Below are 16,863 nucleotides of genomic sequence, written 5' to 3'. Positions count from 1 at the left end.
TGGCGCCCATGTCCGACACCACCACCGTCGTCACGCCCGCCGACCCGGCCGCTCCCGCAGCGGCCACCGCGCCCCTGCGCGAGGTGGGTGCGCTCATCCGCGGCGCCCGCAAGGGACGCAGCATGACCCAGTCGCAGCTCGCCGAGCGCGTCGGGACCAGCCAGAGCGCGATCAACCGGATCGAGCAGGGTGGCCAGAACCTGTCCCTCGAGATGCTCACGCGCATCAGCGAGGCGCTCGACCAGCAGATCGTCTCGATCGGCGGCGCACCGCAGCGCTCGCACCTGCGGGTGCAGGGCGGACGGAAGCTCAGCGGCTCGATCGCGGTGAACTCGAGCAAGAACGCGGCCGTCGCGCTGCTCTGCGCTTCGCTGCTGAACCGTGGCGTGACGCGGCTGCACCGGGTCGCGCGCATCGTCGAGGTCGATCGCATCATCGACGTGCTCCGCAGCCTCGGCGCGACCGTCACCTGGTCGCCCGACGGCGAGATCCTGGAGATCGTCGCGCCGTCGGACCTGCACCTCGACGCGATCGACGCGGACGCCGCGCGCCGCACCCGCAGCGTGCTGATGTTCCTCGGCCCGCTGAGCGGTCGGTACGGGTCGTTCCGACTCCCCTACGCCGGCGGCTGCGACCTCGGCACTCGGACCGTCGAGCCGCACCTCATCGCGCTGCGCCCCTTCGGCGTCGACGTCGAGGCGACGTCCGGCTGGTACGAGGTCGGCGTCGCGAACCAGGACGTCCCCGCGCACTCCGTCGTCCTGACCGAACGCGGCGACACCGTGACCGAGAACGCGATCCTCGCCGCTGCCGCCCGCGACGGCGTCACGACGATCCGGAACGCCAGCCCGAACTACATGGTGCAGGACCTCTGCTTCTTCCTCGAGCTCCTCGGGGTGCAGGTCGAGGGCATCGGCACGACGACGCTCAGGATCACGGGCAAGAGCCGGATCGACGAGGTCGTGGACTACTGGCCCAGCGAGGACCCGGTCGAGGCGATGAGCCTGTTGACCGCCGGCATCGTCACGTCCTCGACCCTGACCGTGACGCGCGCGCCGATCGAGTTCCTGGAGATCGAGCTCGCGACCCTGGCCGAGATGGGCCTGCGCTTCGACGTCAGCGAGGAGTACTCGGCCGCGAACGGTCGGACCCGCCTCGTCGACATCACGGTCCACCCCTCGGAGCTGCGCGCGCCGATCGACAAGATCCACGCGATGCCGTTCCCCGGCCTGAACATCGACAACCTGCCGTTCTTCGTCGTGATCGCGGCGATGGCTGAGGGCACGACCCTCGTGCACGACTGGGTCTACGAGGGCCGGGCGATCCACCTGCTCGACCTCACCCGGCTCGGCGCCAGCGTGACCCTGCGCGACCCACACCGGCTCGACGTCACCGGCCCGACGCACTTCTCCGGTGCCGAGGTCAGCTGCCCACCGGCCCTCCGTCCCGCGGTGGTGATCCTGCTGGCGATGCTCGCGGCGAAGGGCGAGAGCGTCCTCCGCAACGTGGGCATCATCGCCCGCGGGTACGAGCAGCTGCAGGAGCGCCTCAACTCGCTCGGCGCGTCCATCGAGACGTTCCACGACTGACCCTCCTCCCTCTTCGCGGGACGCAACGTGGGCGGTTCCTCACGGCGGTACTCCGCTGCGAGGAACCGCCCACGTTGCGTCTTGCGAGAGCGACCTGCTCGGCGAGGCCGTCGTGCGCCCGGAACGCGGATCGGGAAGGACCCGCAGCACCTCGGGCGTTGACTGACAGGTCGGACGAACCTCGAGGAGACACGTGCTCGGTCCTGAACTGGTGGTCGCCCTCGGCCTCGCCATCGCCGTGACGGCTGCCGTCGCCGACCGCATCCGCGTCGCGCCGCCGGTGCTCCTGCTCGTGATCGGTGCCCTGCTCGCGTTCGTGCCGACCTTCGGGACGGTGGAGCTCCCCGCGGACGCCGTGCTCCTGCTGTTCCTGCCGGCGCTGCTGTACTGGGAGAGCCTGACGACCTCGCTCCGGGAGATCCGGAAGAACCTCCGCGGGATCGTCCTGATGGGCACCGTGCTCGTCGTCGTGACGGCCGGGGTCGTCGCCACGCTCCTGCACCTGCTCGGCATGCCGTGGGGGCCGGCGTGGGTCCTCGGCGCGGCGGTCGCCCCGACCGACGCCACGGCGGTGGGCGTCCTGACCAAGATGCTTCCCCGCCGGAACGTCACGGTGCTCCGCGCCGAGAGCCTGGTCAACGACGGCACGACCCTGGTGGTCTACGGCATCGCGGTCGCCGTGACCGTGGGCACCCAGCAGCTGACGTTCTGGAGCGTCTCGTGGATGCTCGTGCTCTCCTCCGTCGGCGGCGTCGCGGCCGGGCTCCTCGCGGCGTGGCTCGGTTCGCTCGTGCTGCGTCGGGTGGACACCGTGGTGCTCGAGAACCTCGTCACGCTGCTCGTCCCGTTCGCGGCGTTCCTCGGTGCCGAGGCGATCGGCGCCTCGGGCGTGCTCGCGGTCGTCGCGGCCGGCATCGTGGTGAGCCAGGTCGCCCCGAAGCTCGACCGCGCCGAGACCCGGCAGCAGGTCCGCGCGTTCTGGTCCTTCCTGACGTACCTGCTGAACGGCGCCCTGTTCGTGCTCGTCGGCATCGAGGCCATGGTGGCCGCGCGGGAGCTCGACGCCCGTGAACTCTGGAGCGGCGTCGGGCTCGTGGTCGCGGTCTCGGTCGTGCTGGTCCTCGTGCGCTTCGCGTTCGAGGGCACGATCGGTGGAACGGTCTGGCTCGTCACCCGGCGCTTCGGCGGGGAGCCCCGCGAGGACCGCCGCGACCGGCTCGTGAGCGGCTTCGCCGGGTTCCGGGGCGCGGTGTCGCTCGCGATGGCGGTCGCCGTCCCCCGCACGCTCGAGTCCGGGGCCGCGTTCCCAGAGCGGGACCTCATCGTGTTCGTCACGGCGGGCGTGGTCGTCCTGACGATCGTCGGCCAGGCGCTCGTCCTGCCGGCGGTGCTCCGTCGGGCGGCCCTGCCGGAGGACGAGTCGGTCGGCGAGGAGCGTCGGCACGCCGAGCGCACGGCGATCGAGGAGGCGCTCGACGCACTCCCCCGGCTCGCGCGGTCCGCCGGCGCCGACCGTGCGACGGTGGCGCGGATCCGGAAGGACTACGAGGCACACCTGGACGTCATCGAGGCCCGCGCCGAGGAGGACGAGGACCACCCGGCCCTGCAGCGCCACGACTCCGCCGTCGCGCTCGAGCTCGCCCTCGTGCGGCACAAGGCGGCGACCCTCCTCCGGCTCCGCGACGCCGACGAGATCGACGACCTGGTGCTCCGCCAGGTCCGCGCGGGCTACGACGCCGAGGAGGCGCGGCTCGAGGGCTCGACCCCACCCTGACCCGCGTCGGCCCCGGCGCGGGTCAGATGTCGAGCACCCCGTCGACGGCGGCGCTCCGCGGCGGGATGTGCCCGCTGCCGATGTCCTCGTCGAGGTGCACCGTCGCGTACCCCCAGTCGCGCGGACGCCCGGTGTCGTCGTGGACCCGGTACCGACGACGGAGCCGGAGGAACGGCACCGACGTGTGCTCGAACGCCACGACGACCACCGTCTCCGGCCAGTCCCCCTCGACCGTGACCTCGACGTCCCGGTAGTCGCTCCGCCGACGCATCGGCCCGTCGGTGTCCCGCGACCAGGACAGCACCGGGCGGTCGAGACCCGTGAACTGCGCGCGGAGCCGAGCGACCTGCCGCTCGACGACGGTCCCTCCCGGGTCGGTGCGGGACCAGTCGGCGCCCGGGACACCCGCGAGGTCGAGACGGTCCGTCCACCGCGCACGGCGCCGTTCCCGGGCCACGACTTCCCGCTCCCACTCGTCGTCGTCCTCCGGTGTCGCCGGGAGCGCCTGGAGCTCCTCCGTCCGGACGGTGTCGGGCAGGCCGGACGAGACGTCGACGGTCACGGTCTCCGGTTCGTACACGGGGCTGGAGAACGGCCCCGCGTCCGGGTCACTGCGCGGGCCGGTCCGGTGGAACCGCAGGGTCAGGTCGTCCCCGTCGAGCACCACCCGGTCCACAAAGTGGTCGACGTGGACCGCGTGACGCGTCCCGTCCGGCCCGATCCGTTCGACGTCGGTGGGTCCCGTCCGAACCGGCGGGAGGGACCGCGGGTCGCCGTCGCACTGCGACGCCTCCGGGTCCGGAACGTCGTCGATCCCGATGGTCCACTCCTCGTCCGCGACGCCCGAGATGGTGAACGGACCGCCGGAGCCGTCCTCGTCCTCGCCGGGCCCGGGCTGGGTCCACGTCGCCGGGTCGGGCCAGAAGGGACCTGTGTCGGCCCAGTCCAGGGACACGTCGTCGACATCGGGCACCCCGGCCGTCCCGTCCCCTCCGAACGCGTGTGTCCAGTCCGAGGCGTCCCGCGGATCGCCCACCCACAGTCCGGTCGCGTCCGCACCGATCGGCGAACGGTGTCCGAGATCGACCGATGTCCCGACGCCGCCCGGGCCCACGAACACCGCGGTGCGGGTCTCGTCGTCGATGCCGTCCGAACGGTACACGACCCAGACACCCGTCGAGGTCGGCCAGGCGGTGGCTTCCTCGATCGCCCGCTCCGGCAGCAGCGCGTCCGGCCAGGTCAGCCAGCGGACGGCACCGCGCCCACCGCGCCGGCGGACGACCGCTGCCACGGGCCGGGACACGTCCGGCACGATCGAGTGCTCGCCGACCGTGACGACGTCGAGCGGAACGAGCGGGTCGGCTCCGGTGTGCACGTGGTCGCGCTGTCGCATGCAGCCGACGCTAGTCGGCCGTCGGCACCTGCCCCGCCCGCAGCACCGCCCGCTCGAGCAGCTCCAGGTCGATCCCGACGTGCCGCCGCGCGATCTGCCCGGCCGTCACCGTCGCCCCGTCGCACACGGCGTCGACGAGCGCCTCGTGCTCCCGGAGCGCCCGGGCCTCCATCTCGGCCATGCCCTCCGCGGTCCCCCAGAGGTGCGCGGGCGCCGCGATCGACACCTGCGACTCGAGCCCGGCCAGGGTCGCAGCGAGCACGTCGTTCCGTGCCGCGTCGATGATCGTCCGGTGCAGCACGGCGTCCGCCTGCTGCTTCGCGAGCCCGGACTCCGCGACCCGGAAGTCCTCGAGCCGAGCGCGGAGCGCCCCGCGCTCGTCGTCGGCGATCCGCTCGGCGGCCGCCGTGGCGAGGGCCCCGTGCAGCAGTGCGATCGCGTCGGCGGTCTCACGGATGCCGGCCCACCGCGCGGTCATCGTCCGCCCGACCGCCTCGGACGACGAGTCCGGCCACTGCGTGCGGACGAACGTCCCGCCGCCCCGACCGCGCCGGGTCTCGAGGAGCCCCCGGTCCACCAGGCGCGCGAGGGCGGCCCGGACGGTGACCCGCCCGACCCCGAGCAGGCCGGTCAGCTCGCGCTCCGGCGGCAGCCGGGACCCGGGCAGGTACTCCCCGACGGCGACCGCGGTGACGAGCCGGTCCTCGACCTCGTCGACCCGGCTCTCCGGCGCGCGTTCCGCCACGTCGGCCCCTCCTGTCCTGTTTCGTCCACGTTAAAGGACCGGAAAAGGTCTTGCAGCAGACCTTTACGGGAGCCATGCTGAGCGGCATGTCCCGCATCACCGAAGGCACGATGCCGTTCCGCGACGGCCACACCTGGTACCGCGTCAGCGAACCCGACTCCCCGACCCCCGGTGCGCTGCCGCTCGTCGTGCTGCACGGCGGCCCTGGCATGGCCCACGACTACCTCAGGAACCTCGCGGCGCTGGCCGACGAGACCGGTCGGACCGTCGTCCACCACGACCAGTTCGGCTGCGGGCGGAGCTCCCACCGCCCCGACGCCCCCGTCGACACCTGGGTCCCGCAGCTCTTCGTCGACGAGTACGCCGCGCTCGTCGAGCACCTGGACCTCGGCGACCACCACGTGCTCGGGCAGTCGTGGGGCGGGATGCTCGGCGCCGAGATCGCCGTCCGGCGGCCGGCACACCTGCGCAGCCTGATGATCTGCAACTCACCCGCGTCGATGCAGCTCTGGGTCGACGGCGCCGCCGAGCTCCGCGCGCAGCTGCCCGACGACGTCCAGGACGCCCTGACCCGGCACGAGCAGGCCGGCACGGTCGACGACCCCGAGTACCTCGCCGCGACGCAGGTCTTCTACGAGCGCCACGTCTGCCGCGTCGTCCCCATGCCGCAGGACTTCGTCGACTCCGAGACCCAGATGGAACAGGAGCCGACGGTCTACCACACGATGAACGGCCCGAACGAGTTCCACGTCATCGGCACCATGCGCGACTGGACGATCGTCGACCGGCTCGACCGGGTCGCCGTCCCCACCCTGGTCGTCGCCGGCGAGCACGACGAGGCCACCCCCGCCACCTGGCAGCCCTTCGCCGAGCGCATCGCCGACGTCCGCCAGCACGTCTTCCCCGGCGCCAGCCACTGCACGCACCTGGAGCAGCCGGAGGAGTTCCGCCGCGTCGTCGCCGCGTTCGCGGCGACGCACGACGACCACCCCACCGTCGCGGACCGGCCCACCTCCTAGGTCGCGACCCCACACCGGACGGGAGGCGCGGCACCACCCCGCCACGATCCTCCCGTCCGGCTCCCCCCACCCACGCACCGTCTCCCCGAACGGAACCGTCATGTCGCAGCAGCACAGCGAGCTCTCCCCACAGCAGCAGCTCGAGGCCTACGGCTACAAGCAGGAGCTCAAGCGCTCCGTGTCCACCACCGACCTGCTCGTCTACGGGCTCGTCTTCATGGTGCCGATCGCCCCGTGGGCGATCTTCGGCACCGTCTACAACGCGTCGAGCGGCATGGTGCCGCTCGTCTACCTCGTCGGCCTCGTGGCGATGATCTTCACGGCGCTCGCGTACGCGCAGATGGCGAAGTCCATCCCGCTCGCGGGCAGCGTGTTCTCGTACGTCGGCCGCGGCATCCACCCCACCGCCGGGTTCTTCGCCGGCTGGGCGATCCTGCTCGACTACCTACTCGTCCCGACGCTGCTCTACGTGTTCGCCGCGGAGAGCATGGTCGGGATCTTCCCGGGCACGCCCCGCTGGCTGTGGGCGCTGCTCTTCGTCGCGATCAACACCGTCATCAACCTGCTCGGCGTCTCGTCGCTCAAGCTCGCGAACCGCATCTTCCTGCTCATCGAGCTCGTGTTCGTCGCGATCTTCGTCGTCATCGCGATCGTCGCCCTCACCGGCGGCACCGTGCCCGGAGCCTCGTTCTCGACCGACCAGGTGTGGGACCCGGCGAAGGTCTCCGCGCCGCTCATCGCGAGCGCCCTGTCCATCGCGGTGCTGAGCTTCCTCGGCTTCGACGGCATCTCGACCCTGTCCGAGGAGTCCACCGGCCGCCGCGGGGGCGCCGGCCTCGCGATGATCCTGGCGCTCGTGATCGTCGCGTTCCTGTTCGTCCTGCAGACCTGGCTCGCCTCCGCGCTGGCCGCCGGCCGGGACGCGTTCCCGGACAGCGAGGTCGGCAACGCCTTCTTCTCGATCGTCGAACAGGCCTCGTCGAGCGGGTGGGCGACGGCGTTCTTCGCGGTGAACGTCCTGGCCGTCGGCATCGCCAACGCCATGGCCGCGCAGGCCGCCACGAGCCGCCTGCTCTTCTCGATGAGCCGCGACCGGCAGCTCCCCGCGTTCCTGCACAAGCTGAACGGCCGACAGGTCCCACAGAACGCGATCATCGTCGTCTCGGTGCTGTCCGCGATCCTCGTGCTGTTCTTCGTCGGGCAGATCGACACGATCTCGTCCCTGGTCAACTTCGGTGCCCTGTTCGGCTTCATGCTCCTGCACGTGTCGGTGTTCGTGCACCACGTCGTGAAGGGGAAGTCGCGCAACTGGCTGCTGCACCTGGTCGTGCCGCTCATCGGCTTCCTGATCATCGGGTACGTGCTGCTCAACGCCGCGGTCGAGGCCAAGGTCGGCGGCATCGTGTGGCTGGTCGTCGGTGCAATCGTGTTCCTCTACTACCGTGCGACGGGACGGTCGACCGAGGTCGGCTCGGAAGGAGACCACGCATGACCCCCGACCACCACCTGCCGAACACCCTCGGCGTCCCCGGGTTCGACCCGGCACGCGAGCCCGTGCTCCGCATCACCCCGGGCACCGGCGAGACGATCGGCTTCGAGACGACCGACGCCGTGTACGCCGAACTCGACCGGCACCACGACCTGGCCCAGCTGCAGGCACCGATCAACCCGGTGACCGGCCCGGTGTACGTCGAGGGCGCGATGCCGGGCGACACCCTGGCCGTGCACATCCGCGACATCGAGCTGACGACGCACGGCTGGTCGGTCTCGCTCCCCGGGTCCGGGGCGCTCCAGCACGTCATGCCCGAGGGCGTCTTCGCGCGCCGCTGCCCGATCGAGGACGGCGTCGTGCGCGTGACGGACCGACACGCGTTCCCGGTCCGGCCGATGATCGGCTGCATCGGGGTGGCCCCGGCCGAGGGCACGAACTCGACGATCATGCCCGCGTACGCCGAGGGCGGAAACATGGACGTGACCGAGGCCCGCCCCGGCTCCACCGTGTACCTGCCCGTGCGGGTGCCCGGCGCGCTCCTGTCGATCGGGGACGTGCACGCGATCATGGCGGAGGGCGAGTCGTCCTTCGTCGCGATCGAGGCCCAGGGCACCGCGATCGTCTCCGTCGACCTGCTGCAGGGCGGCCCCGTGCTCCGGGCACCGCGCATCGAGACGCCCGAGGAGTGGCTGTTCGTCGGGCTCGGCGACCCGGTGCAGGAGAGCGTCCGTCGCGGGTACGAGGACGCGTTCGCGTTCCTGGTCGACGAGCACGGGTGGAGCGCCGAGGACGCGTACGCGGTGCTCAGCGCCGTGGGCGACTCGAAGCTCGGCGGGCCGACGGGGTCCGGCGACCCGGACCCGCTGCACCCGTTCGCCGCGGCGGGTGCCGTGACGCTGCACCGGGTGCCGAAGGCGGTGCTGGGCGGCGTCGTCGCGGGCTGAGCCGCGGCGGGCGGCCCGGCCGACTGCGCTCCGCACAACGGGAAGCACTCCGCGCCATGGTTCGCCGTGGCGCGGAGTGCTCCGCGTTGTGCGGCGGCACGCCGCACCACGCTCCGCCCGGCGCACTGGACCGCGGGCTGAGCGCACCCTCATCGCGCCGGGGCCGACCACGGCGGTACCTTCCTGTCGTCAGACGATCGTCTGGCGAAAGGAAGGAGCGGCGGCATGGTGCTGCACCAGGTCACCACGGTCTACCCCGGACTCGACGTGCCCGTGGTCGAACCGTGCTCGTGCGCGTCCGACGTCGACCACGTCGAGGTCTACCCGACGTGGAGCGAACTCGTGGTGGAGCCCCTGCGCCGGGCGATCCACCGTCGGACGGAGGACGTGACGATCCGCTTCCTGGACGACGAGGAGACGGAACACCCATGGAACGCCACACCCGCACCGCTGGACGACGGACCGCGATGACGACCGCCGTGCTGCTGAGCCTGATCGCCACGGTCGTCGGCTCCGGCCTCGTCGCAGCGCAGCCCGCGATCGCCGCACCGGCTGCGGCCGACACGACCACCACCGCCGGCACCGATGCCGGGCGGCTCTCGGGCGTCGGTGACCTCGTCGTCAGCCGACTCGCCCTGGCCGAGCCCGTCGCGGAGAGCAAGTGGCTGAGCGGGAAGCCGATCGCGGACCCGGCCCGCGAGCAGGCCGTCGTCGACGCGGGCGTCGCCCGGGCCCGAGCCGAGGGCGTCGACCCGGACCTCGTGACCCGGGTGCTCCGCGACCAGATCGCGGCGAGCAAGCTCGTGCAGCGCGGACTCTTCACACGGTGGACCCACGAGCCGTGGTCCGCCCCGACGACCGCGCCCGACCTGACCGCCGTCCGCACGCAGATCACGCAGATCGACGACGACCTGGTCGACCGACTCGCGGCGGTCGCGCCGATCGCCGCGGCGCCGCGCTGCGCCCACGCCGTCGACGCCGAGCGACACCGGGTCGAATCCGGCCTCGACTCGCTGCAGCGCAAGGGCCTGCACGTCGCGTGGTCGAGCTTCTGCGACGACTGACGCCAGGGCCGACGGCGACGCCGGTGCCGCCCCGCCGCGGACATGGCTCCTAGAGTGGTGCCGGGTCGACCCGACGGCCCGGCACCGACCAGGAGGACCGTGAACCGACGACAGGCAGCGATGGCGGCGTCACGTGGAGCGATCGTCGCCGCGGCGGGGGCCCAGTTCGCCCGCTACGGCTACGAGGCCACGAGCTTCGCCCGCATCGCCGAGGCCATGGGACGCCCCAAGTCCGCGATCGGGTACCACCTGTTCCCGTCGAAGCACGCACTCGCGGTCGCCGTGATCGAGGAACAGCAGGTCCGCTGGGTCGAGACGGCCGCTGCCGCCGCCGACGAGCCGGCCGGGGTCGAGCGGCTGACCTGCGTGCTGCTCGACACCGCGCTCGAGACCCGCGAACGCCCCGCGGCGGGCGGTGCCGTCCGCCTGCTCCGCGAGCTCCTCCACACCGACGTCGAGGTCCCCCGCGGCTTCGTCTGGGCCGACTTCATCCGCGAGCAGCTCGACGCCGCCCGGCCCGCGGACGCCCCGGCGCTGCCCGACCGCGCCGAGGACCTGCTCCTCGAGGCGACCTTCGGGCTCGTCACGTCGGCCGCGACGACGACGCCGGACGACCTCGTCGCCCGCCTCCGCGCGCTCTGGGTCCCCCTGCTCGTCTCCTTCGGCATCGCCGACGCCGACGTACGGGTCGCCTCCGTCGCCGACGCGACCACACGCGGCCCCGCCTGACGGCACCACCGTCGGACGGGAGGCGCGGGGCGGGCCGGCACCGTGCCTCCCGTCCGGTGGGTCCCGGGACCGACGGTCGATCAGTCGTAGCCGAGGACCACGGTGCCGTCGTCCTCCTGCTCCGGTGCGGTCGGGAGGGTCGGTCGCGTCAGGACGGTGGTCACGACCGCACCCCGCGCCCCGGGGTCGCGGGGATCGCGTCCCAGACGTCACCCCAGACGAGCTCGAACTCGACCCGTCCGACGCGGTCCTGCCGGTGCGCCCGCTCGAGCACGGTGAGCGCGTCGAGCGACCCGTCGAAGAGCCGGCGGTCACCGTGCTCCTCGGGGCGGCCGTTGCCGTGGAAGGTCGTGACGGTCAGGGTCCGGACGGCCGGGCGGGTGCGACGGGTGGCCCGGGCGAGGACGAGGAACCCGACGACGTTCAGCGTCACGGCGAGCCCGACGGCGACGAACGGACGGTCGTGCAGCACCAGGAGCAGCACGGCAGCGGCGAGCGGACCACCGAGGCGCCAGGCGTGCCAGGCGCGGAGGAACAGGAGCTCGGTCGCGTTCGTGCCGGGCGGGTAGACCTCGAGGGTGCGGGCACTCCACAGGGCCCGGGTGACGGGCTGCACGGTGTAGCGGCCCCAGAGGTGCTCGCCCTGCAGGCTCCGCGCGCGGCGGCCCGGGGCGTGGCGGCGGCTGCCGGTCGCCGGTCGGTCGGTGTTGCTGTCCACGTCCAGGAGCCTCGCCCCGGGGACGTGCGGTGGGCCGAGTACTGACGGATCCCTCACGCGGCGGGATCGGGTCCGTGCGGTCCGCTAGCGTCGTGGCGTGACGACGACGCGTGGGGCCACCGAACCGGACAGCAGGGGCAGGACCGGTCTCGACCGGGTCGGCCGAGACCTCGACCGCAACCCGGACGTGGTCGTCCGGGACGTCGAGGTGACCTCGGACGGCTGGCACGTGCTCCGCCGGACGACGTTCGACGTCCGCGGGCGGGACGGCTCGTGGACGACGCAGCAGCGCGAGACCTACGACCGCGGCAACGGTGCGGCGGTGCTCCCGTACGACCCGGAGCGCGGCACCGTCCTGCTGACCCGGCAGTTCCGCTGGCCCGCCTACGTCAACGAGCACCCGGACGGCATGCTCGTCGAGGTCGCCGCCGGCCTGCTCGACGCCGACGACCCCGAGACCGCGGTCCGTCGCGAGGCGCACGAGGAGCTCGGCGTCCGGCTCGGCTCGTTGACCCACGTCGTCGACGCGTACATGAGCCCGGGCTCCGTCACCGAGCGGGTGCACTGCTACGCGGCGCCGTACTCCGCGGCGGACCGGGTCGACGCCGGCGGCGGGGTCGCCGACGAGGGCGAGGAGATCGAGGTGCTCGAGGTCCCCGGCGACGAGGCGCTCGCGATGCTCGACGACGGTCGCATCGTCGACGGCAAGACGATCCTGCTGCTGCAGTGGGCGGCACTCCACGGGCTGGTCGGGACCGGAGCGGGTCGATGAACCCGGACCAGGACCGCGACCTCGCCGTCGCCCTCGTGTCGCGGGCCGCCGCGCTCGCCGCGGAGATGCGGGCGTCGGGCACCCGGGCCGAGCGGAAGACCTCGGCCGCCGACCTGGTGACCGCGGCCGACCGCGCCGCCGAGGACCTCGTGCACGGCATGCTCGCCGAGCAGCGTCCAGGGGACGGCGTCACCGGCGAGGAGGGTGCCCACGACGACCCGGCGAACGGCCGCCGCTGGACCGTCGACCCGATCGACGGCACGTACAACTACGTCGCCGGGCTGCCTGCCTGGTGCAGCGCGGTGTCGCTCGAGGTGGACGGCGAACTCGTGCTCGGTGCCGTGCGACGACTCCTGCCCGACGAGACGTGGGTCGCCAGCGCGGGCATGACCACGTGCGACGGCGTCCCCGTACCGGCGATCCCCGACGTCCCGCTCGGGTCCGGGGCCGTCGCGACGTTCCTCAACGCCTCGCACCTGCGGGAGCGTGCGACCGCGCCGCTCTTCGCCCTGCTCGGCGCCGCCGCGACGATCCGGATCAGCGGCTCGGGGTCGTGCGACCTGGCGGACGTCGCCGCCGGGCGAACGGCGCTCTGGGTGCAGACGGACTGCGCCGACTGGGACTGGCTGCCGGGCCGGGCGCTCGTCGAGGGTGCTGGCGGCGCGGCCGAGGTCGTGCGGGCGCACGGGCAAGACTGGCACCTGGCGGGGGCTCCGACCGCGGTGCGCGAGGCCGCCGCGCTGCTGCGCGCGGGCAGCGCCTAGCGGGGTCGGCGGCGCGCGGCGGCGCGCTCTGCTGCCGAACAACCAGAAGCGCGCCGCGCCACGGAAGTCCCGGGCGCGGCGTGCTTCCGGTTGTGCGGAGACCACCACACCGCCCCGCACAACACAACACCGCACCGCACGGCTCAGCGCAGCGCCGCCGCCGCCTCCCGCAGCTCGCGCAGGACCGCCAGGGTCTGCACCGCGAGCGGCTCGTCGTCCGCGACGCCCCGCCCCGACCACCGCTCGAACCCCTGTGTGAAGGCGAGCACGCCCATCTCGCTCGCGAGCCGCGCCCGTACCGCGTCGACCCCGCGCGCGAGCAGCGCGTCGGTCATCGCCGCGGCCAGGCCGACGCTCTTCAGGGCGTCCCGCTCGCGCAGCTCCGCACTCGCGGCCACCGCCGCACGGAGCCTGGGCCCGAGCTCCCGGTTCACCGGGCCCATCTCGGCCGAGGCCCGCTCCACCCCGTTCGCGACGGCCTCGAGCGGTGTCGCCCCGTCCGGCGCGTCCGCGATCCCTTCTGCGAGCAGTCGGCTGAGCGTCTCCTGCCCGGCGACGAGCAGCTCCCGCTTGTCCGGGAAGTGCCGGAAGAAGGTGCTCTTCGTCACCCCGGCGCGCTCGGCGATCTCGGTCACGGTCGTGTCGTCGTACCCCTGCTCGGAGAACAGGTCGACCGCGGCCAGCACCAACCGCTCCCGTGCACCGGGTTCCCACCTCGCCATGCGCCGATCCTACGGCCCGACGACCACTGACGGGACTCTTGTCCCATCCGATTCGCGCATCGACGGGACAACGGTCCCGTCACGGTCCTAGCGTGATGGCACCACGGTCCCGTCACTCGGCGGACCAGACAGGAGCACACCATGCACGTCTTCGTCACCGGCGGCACCGGCACGATCGGCACCGCCGTGATCGCCGAACTCCGCTCGGCGGGCCACACCGTCACCGCCCTCGCCCGCTCCGACCGCTCCGCCGAGGCGCTGGCCGCCCAGGGCGCCGAGACGGTGCGCGGGAGCATCGCCGACCTCGACGTCCTCCGGGCCGCTGCCGACGCCGCCGACGGGGTCGTCAGCCTGGCGTTCGCGAACGACTTCGGCACGGCGGAGGGCCTCGAGCAGGCCATCGCGGAGGAGTCCGCCGCGGTCCGCACCCTCGGCGAGGCACTCGTCGACACCGGCAAGCCGCTCGTCGTCGTCTCGGGGACGCCGTGGGTCCCGGGCCGGCTCGCGCTCGAGACCGACCCGCTCCCCCTCGACGGCCCGGTCGCTGGGCGGGCCCGAACGGTCCTCGCCGCCCTGGACCTGGCCGACCGCGGGGTCCGGGTCTCGGCGGTGCGACTCCCCCGCACCGTGCACGCCGACGGCGCGGGCGGCTTCGCGGGCATCCTCACCGAGACCGCGCGGGCATCGGGCACCGCCGGCTACCCCGGCACCGGCGACCAGCGCTGGCCGGCGGTGCACGCCCGCGACGCCGCCGCGCTGCTCCGCCTCGCGCTCGAGGACGCGCCGGCCGGCTCCACCTGGCACGCCGTCGCCGACGAGAGCGACCGCGTCCGCGACCTCGCCGAGGTCATCGGCCGCCGCCTCGGCCTGCCGGTCGCCGCCGTCCCGGACGACACCTTCGGCCCGTTCGCTCCGATCTTCGCGACGGACCAGCCCGCCTCCGGGGCGGCGACCCAGCGTGCGCTCGGTTGGCAGCCCACCCACCCGAGCCTGCTGGCGGACCTCGAGAACGTCACCCCGTGACGGACGGGAGGCACGTGGCGGCGCCGCCACGTGCCTCCCGTCCGGTCCGGTGACCGCTCCGACGACTCACGCAGTCCTGCGGTCCGGCTCCCCCACCTGACGTCGACGTCGCGTCCAGAGGAACGCGAAGAAGCTCACGCCGTACAGCACAGCGACGGCAGCCGTCTCCTCCGCCGCGCTCCCGACCAGGAACCGATCCACTCGCGACGACCCCGCCCAGACACGGAGGAACGAACCGAGACAGATGACGGCGAACAGCGCGAAGGTGACGAAGAGCGCTCCGCTCCATGCAGGTCCGGCGGTCATCTTCCACCACGGGCGCGGGCCGACGCCCTCGCGCGCGCCCCGGAAGATCCTCCCTCCGGCGGTGAGCATCACGAGCACGACGACGTTCCGGATGACGACCACCGCCACGAGGGGAACACGCAGCAGGTGCAGACCTGCGCCGAGCACCAAGTAGAGCACCACGCCGCCCCCCACCAGTGCCGCCTTCGACCGGATCCGCCTCGCCCGCATCGCCGCTCCTTCCCGGTGGTGGTCACGATGCTAGCGTCGCTGCCCTCCCGTCCGGCAGCGGCCGCGGCCACCCCCGGTCGGGAGGCACCGCTGCGGACCAGGCCGCGGATCCCGTCCGCCAGGATGGTTCCGTGGACAGCACGACGGTCGCTGCGCGCGCGGACGCGCTCTGGTCTCGGGGGAACCGGGCCGAGGCGCTCGCGCTCCTCCGCGCCCACATGCGCGCCGAGCCGACAGACCGACGCGTCCGGCTGCAGCTCGCCGAGTACTACCGGTCGATCGCGGCGCCGGACCAGGCAGGGCGGTGGGGGCTGGCGCTGCCCGCGTGGACGACCGCCGTGGAGCGGGACCGGGCAGCGCGCCTGATCGCCGGCGCCCGCGTCCACGAGGACGACCTCGCACGGTTCCTCGTCCTGCCCGAAGGCGAGTGGCCCGACGAGGTCATCGAGCTCTTCCCGGACATCGAGCGGTACCGGAGCAGGTTCGAGGCGGCGTTCCGGCGCCACCTCGAGTCAGCCCAGGAGGCCGACCGTGCCGAGGACATCGCGGAAGCGCTGGTGGCGACCACGGTCGTCGTCCTGGTCGTGGGCGCGGGGGTCTCGTGGGTCACCGCACTGGTCGACGGGCCGGCGGTGGCTGCTGCGCGCTGGACCGCTGTGGCCACCGCGCTCGCGGGTGTCGTGTCCGCCACGGCGAAGGGCCTGGTCGCCGCGGGTGGCGGTCACCTGCGCCGAGCCGTGCTGTGGGGCGCGGTCGCGTTCGTCCTGGTCGTGGCGGCGGTCATCTCCGGCGTGGCGGCGGTCCACTCCGCGGTATCGTGACCGCTCCGACGACGCGCACCTGCGCGCTCCCTCAGCGGCGCGGCGGCCCGGTCCCGGCGCACTGACGGCGGCGACCGGGAACCTGGGCGGATGACCACGCCCGCCGCTCCGTCGGCACCGCAGCCGACCCCCGTCCCGCGAGTCGGGCGGTCCCGTCGCTACCGGAACCGGCTCGTGCTCATGGTGGTCGTCGGGGTCGTCGTGGCGGTGGTGACCGGGCTGACGGTCGGGCCGCGGTGGGCCGCCTCGGTCGGGTGGGCGGCGGCGTGCGCGTCGTACGTGGTGACCGCCTTCCCGCTCCTGCGGGCCGACGCGGAGCGCACCGCGCGGCTGGCCGACCGCGAGGACCCGCGCCGGACGGTGTCGGACCTGCTGCTCGTCGGTGCCTCGGCGGCGAGCGTCGTCGCACTGCTCGTCGTGCTGAGCACGGCGCGGGGGCTGCACGGGACGGCGCAGGACCTCGCGGCCGCGCTCGGCGTCGTGAGCGTCTTCCTGTCGTGGCTGCTCGTGCAGACGCTCTTCACCCTCCGGTACGCCGAGCTGTACTACAGCGGCACGCCTGGCGGGATCTCGTTCAACCAGGACGAGCCGCCGCGGTACTCGGACTTCGCGTACTTCGCGGTCACGGTGGGGATGACGTACCAGGTGTCCGACACGTCGATCACCTCGAGCGCGGTCCGCGTGACGACGCTGCGGCACGCGCTGCTGTCGTTCTTCTTCGGCACGGTGGTGATCGCGAGCGTCGTCAACCTGGTCGCCGGGCTCGGGAGCTGACGGG

18 protein-coding genes are annotated in these 16,863 nt (G+C 73.4%); 13 read left to right on the top strand and 5 right to left on the bottom strand.

The genetic code is table 11. The features are described 5' to 3' along the window. Positions 1 to 8 precede the first annotated feature (8 nt). Together DEU32_RS14010 and DEU32_RS14005 are read left to right on the top strand one after the other, a co-directional pair. Positions 9 to 1,589, top strand: a complete 1,581-nt coding sequence (locus tag DEU32_RS14010) for a UDP-N-acetylglucosamine 1-carboxyvinyltransferase (protein WP_258554881.1) — start codon at positions 9 to 11, stop codon at positions 1,587 to 1,589. A gap of 193 nt (positions 1,590 to 1,782) precedes the next feature. Continuing rightward, positions 1,783 to 3,363 carry a Na+/H+ antiporter gene (locus DEU32_RS14005; RefSeq protein WP_114851092.1) on the top strand — a complete coding sequence of 527 codons (1,581 nt, stop codon included), beginning with the start codon at positions 1,783 to 1,785 and terminating at the stop codon, positions 3,361 to 3,363. Between the two features lie 22 nt (positions 3,364 to 3,385). Here DEU32_RS14005 and DEU32_RS14000 read toward each other — a convergent pair whose 3' ends face one another. Both DEU32_RS14000 and DEU32_RS13995 read right to left on the bottom strand, forming a co-directional pair. Beyond that, entirely contained in the window at positions 3,386 to 4,756 is a 1,371-nt protein-coding gene (locus DEU32_RS14000) for a hypothetical protein (RefSeq protein WP_114851091.1), read from the bottom strand. 10 nt (positions 4,757 to 4,766) lie between these two features. Continuing rightward, complete coding sequence (locus tag DEU32_RS13995; protein ID WP_114851090.1) at positions 4,767 to 5,501, bottom strand: FadR/GntR family transcriptional regulator; 735 nt, start codon at positions 5,499 to 5,501, stop codon at positions 4,767 to 4,769. A gap of 86 nt (positions 5,502 to 5,587) precedes the next feature. On the opposite strand from DEU32_RS13995, the gene DEU32_RS13990 reads away from it, so the two are divergent. The 6 genes from DEU32_RS13990 to DEU32_RS13970 all read left to right on the top strand — a co-directional run bounded on the left by DEU32_RS13990 (position 5,588) and on the right by DEU32_RS13970 (position 10,749). After that, positions 5,588 to 6,520 (top strand): proline iminopeptidase-family hydrolase, encoded by a 933-nt coding sequence (locus DEU32_RS13990; RefSeq protein WP_254631532.1) that lies wholly within the window; start codon positions 5,588 to 5,590, stop codon positions 6,518 to 6,520. A gap of 100 nt (positions 6,521 to 6,620) precedes the next feature. Then, entirely contained in the window at positions 6,621 to 8,012 is a 1,392-nt protein-coding gene (locus tag DEU32_RS13985) for an APC family permease (protein WP_114851088.1), read from the top strand. Further along, on the top strand, positions 8,009 to 8,956 hold the full coding sequence (locus DEU32_RS13980) for an acetamidase/formamidase family protein (RefSeq protein WP_114851087.1): 948 nt from the start codon (positions 8,009 to 8,011) through the stop codon (positions 8,954 to 8,956). The genes DEU32_RS13985 and DEU32_RS13980 overlap by 4 nt, the downstream gene beginning before the upstream one ends. Positions 8,957 to 9,181: 225 nt before the next feature. Continuing rightward, on the top strand, positions 9,182 to 9,427 hold the full coding sequence (locus DEU32_RS17275) for a hypothetical protein (protein WP_181819304.1): 246 nt from the start codon (positions 9,182 to 9,184) through the stop codon (positions 9,425 to 9,427). Then, entirely contained in the window at positions 9,424 to 10,020 is a 597-nt protein-coding gene (aroQ, locus tag DEU32_RS17270) for a gamma subclass chorismate mutase AroQ (RefSeq protein ID WP_175326510.1), read from the top strand. The genes DEU32_RS17275 and aroQ overlap by 4 nt, the downstream gene beginning before the upstream one ends. Positions 10,021 to 10,119: 99 nt before the next feature. Then, entirely contained in the window at positions 10,120 to 10,749 is a 630-nt protein-coding gene (locus tag DEU32_RS13970) for a TetR family transcriptional regulator (protein ID WP_181819303.1), read from the top strand. A 160-nt stretch (positions 10,750 to 10,909) separates the two neighbouring features. On the opposite strand, the gene DEU32_RS13965 is transcribed toward DEU32_RS13970, so the two are convergent. Next, positions 10,910 to 11,467, bottom strand: a complete 558-nt coding sequence (locus DEU32_RS13965; RefSeq protein ID WP_114851084.1) for a DUF6611 family protein — start codon at positions 11,465 to 11,467, stop codon at positions 10,910 to 10,912. A gap of 97 nt (positions 11,468 to 11,564) precedes the next feature. On the opposite strand from DEU32_RS13965, the gene DEU32_RS13960 reads away from it, so the two are divergent. Both DEU32_RS13960 and DEU32_RS13955 read left to right on the top strand, forming a co-directional pair. Continuing rightward, complete coding sequence (locus tag DEU32_RS13960; RefSeq protein WP_058741997.1) at positions 11,565 to 12,239, top strand: NUDIX domain-containing protein; 675 nt, start codon at positions 11,565 to 11,567, stop codon at positions 12,237 to 12,239. Then, positions 12,236 to 13,003 carry an inositol monophosphatase family protein gene (locus DEU32_RS13955; RefSeq protein WP_114851083.1) on the top strand — a complete coding sequence of 256 codons (768 nt, stop codon included), beginning with the start codon at positions 12,236 to 12,238 and terminating at the stop codon, positions 13,001 to 13,003. Before DEU32_RS13960 ends, DEU32_RS13955 begins: the two co-directional genes overlap by 4 nt. A 143-nt stretch (positions 13,004 to 13,146) precedes the next feature. Here the strand turns inward: DEU32_RS13955 and DEU32_RS13950 are convergent, their stop codons facing one another. Next, the gene (locus tag DEU32_RS13950; protein WP_114851082.1) at positions 13,147 to 13,725 is read right to left on the bottom strand and encodes a TetR/AcrR family transcriptional regulator; all 579 of its coding nucleotides are present in this window, start codon (positions 13,723 to 13,725) and stop codon (positions 13,147 to 13,149) included. Between the two features lie 141 nt (positions 13,726 to 13,866). Here DEU32_RS13950 and DEU32_RS13945 point away from each other — a divergent pair, with 141 nt between their 5' ends. After that, the gene (locus DEU32_RS13945) at positions 13,867 to 14,748 is read left to right on the top strand and encodes an NAD-dependent epimerase/dehydratase family protein (RefSeq protein WP_114851081.1); all 882 of its coding nucleotides are present in this window, start codon (positions 13,867 to 13,869) and stop codon (positions 14,746 to 14,748) included. A 66-nt stretch (positions 14,749 to 14,814) separates the two neighbouring features. Here DEU32_RS13945 and DEU32_RS13940 read toward each other — a convergent pair whose 3' ends face one another. After that, positions 14,815 to 15,264, bottom strand: a complete 450-nt coding sequence (locus tag DEU32_RS13940; protein ID WP_114851080.1) for a hypothetical protein — start codon at positions 15,262 to 15,264, stop codon at positions 14,815 to 14,817. 131 nt (positions 15,265 to 15,395) lie between these two features. Here DEU32_RS13940 and DEU32_RS13935 point away from each other — a divergent pair, with 131 nt between their 5' ends. After that, positions 15,396 to 16,085: a tetratricopeptide repeat protein gene (locus DEU32_RS13935; RefSeq protein WP_114851079.1), complete on the top strand. Its 690-nt coding sequence runs from the start codon at positions 15,396 to 15,398 to the stop codon at positions 16,083 to 16,085. A gap of 90 nt (positions 16,086 to 16,175) precedes the next feature. Further along, complete coding sequence (locus DEU32_RS13930) at positions 16,176 to 16,859, top strand: DUF1345 domain-containing protein (RefSeq protein ID WP_114851078.1); 684 nt, start codon at positions 16,176 to 16,178, stop codon at positions 16,857 to 16,859. Positions 16,860 to 16,863 lie beyond the last annotated feature (4 nt).

It is taken from the genome of Curtobacterium sp. AG1037, assembly GCF_003349855.1.
Lineage (GTDB): Bacteria > Actinomycetota > Actinomycetes > Actinomycetales > Microbacteriaceae > Curtobacterium > Curtobacterium citreum.
The sequence above is the reverse complement of the archived record's forward strand: the minus strand, read 5'-3'. Positions and strand labels throughout refer to the sequence as shown.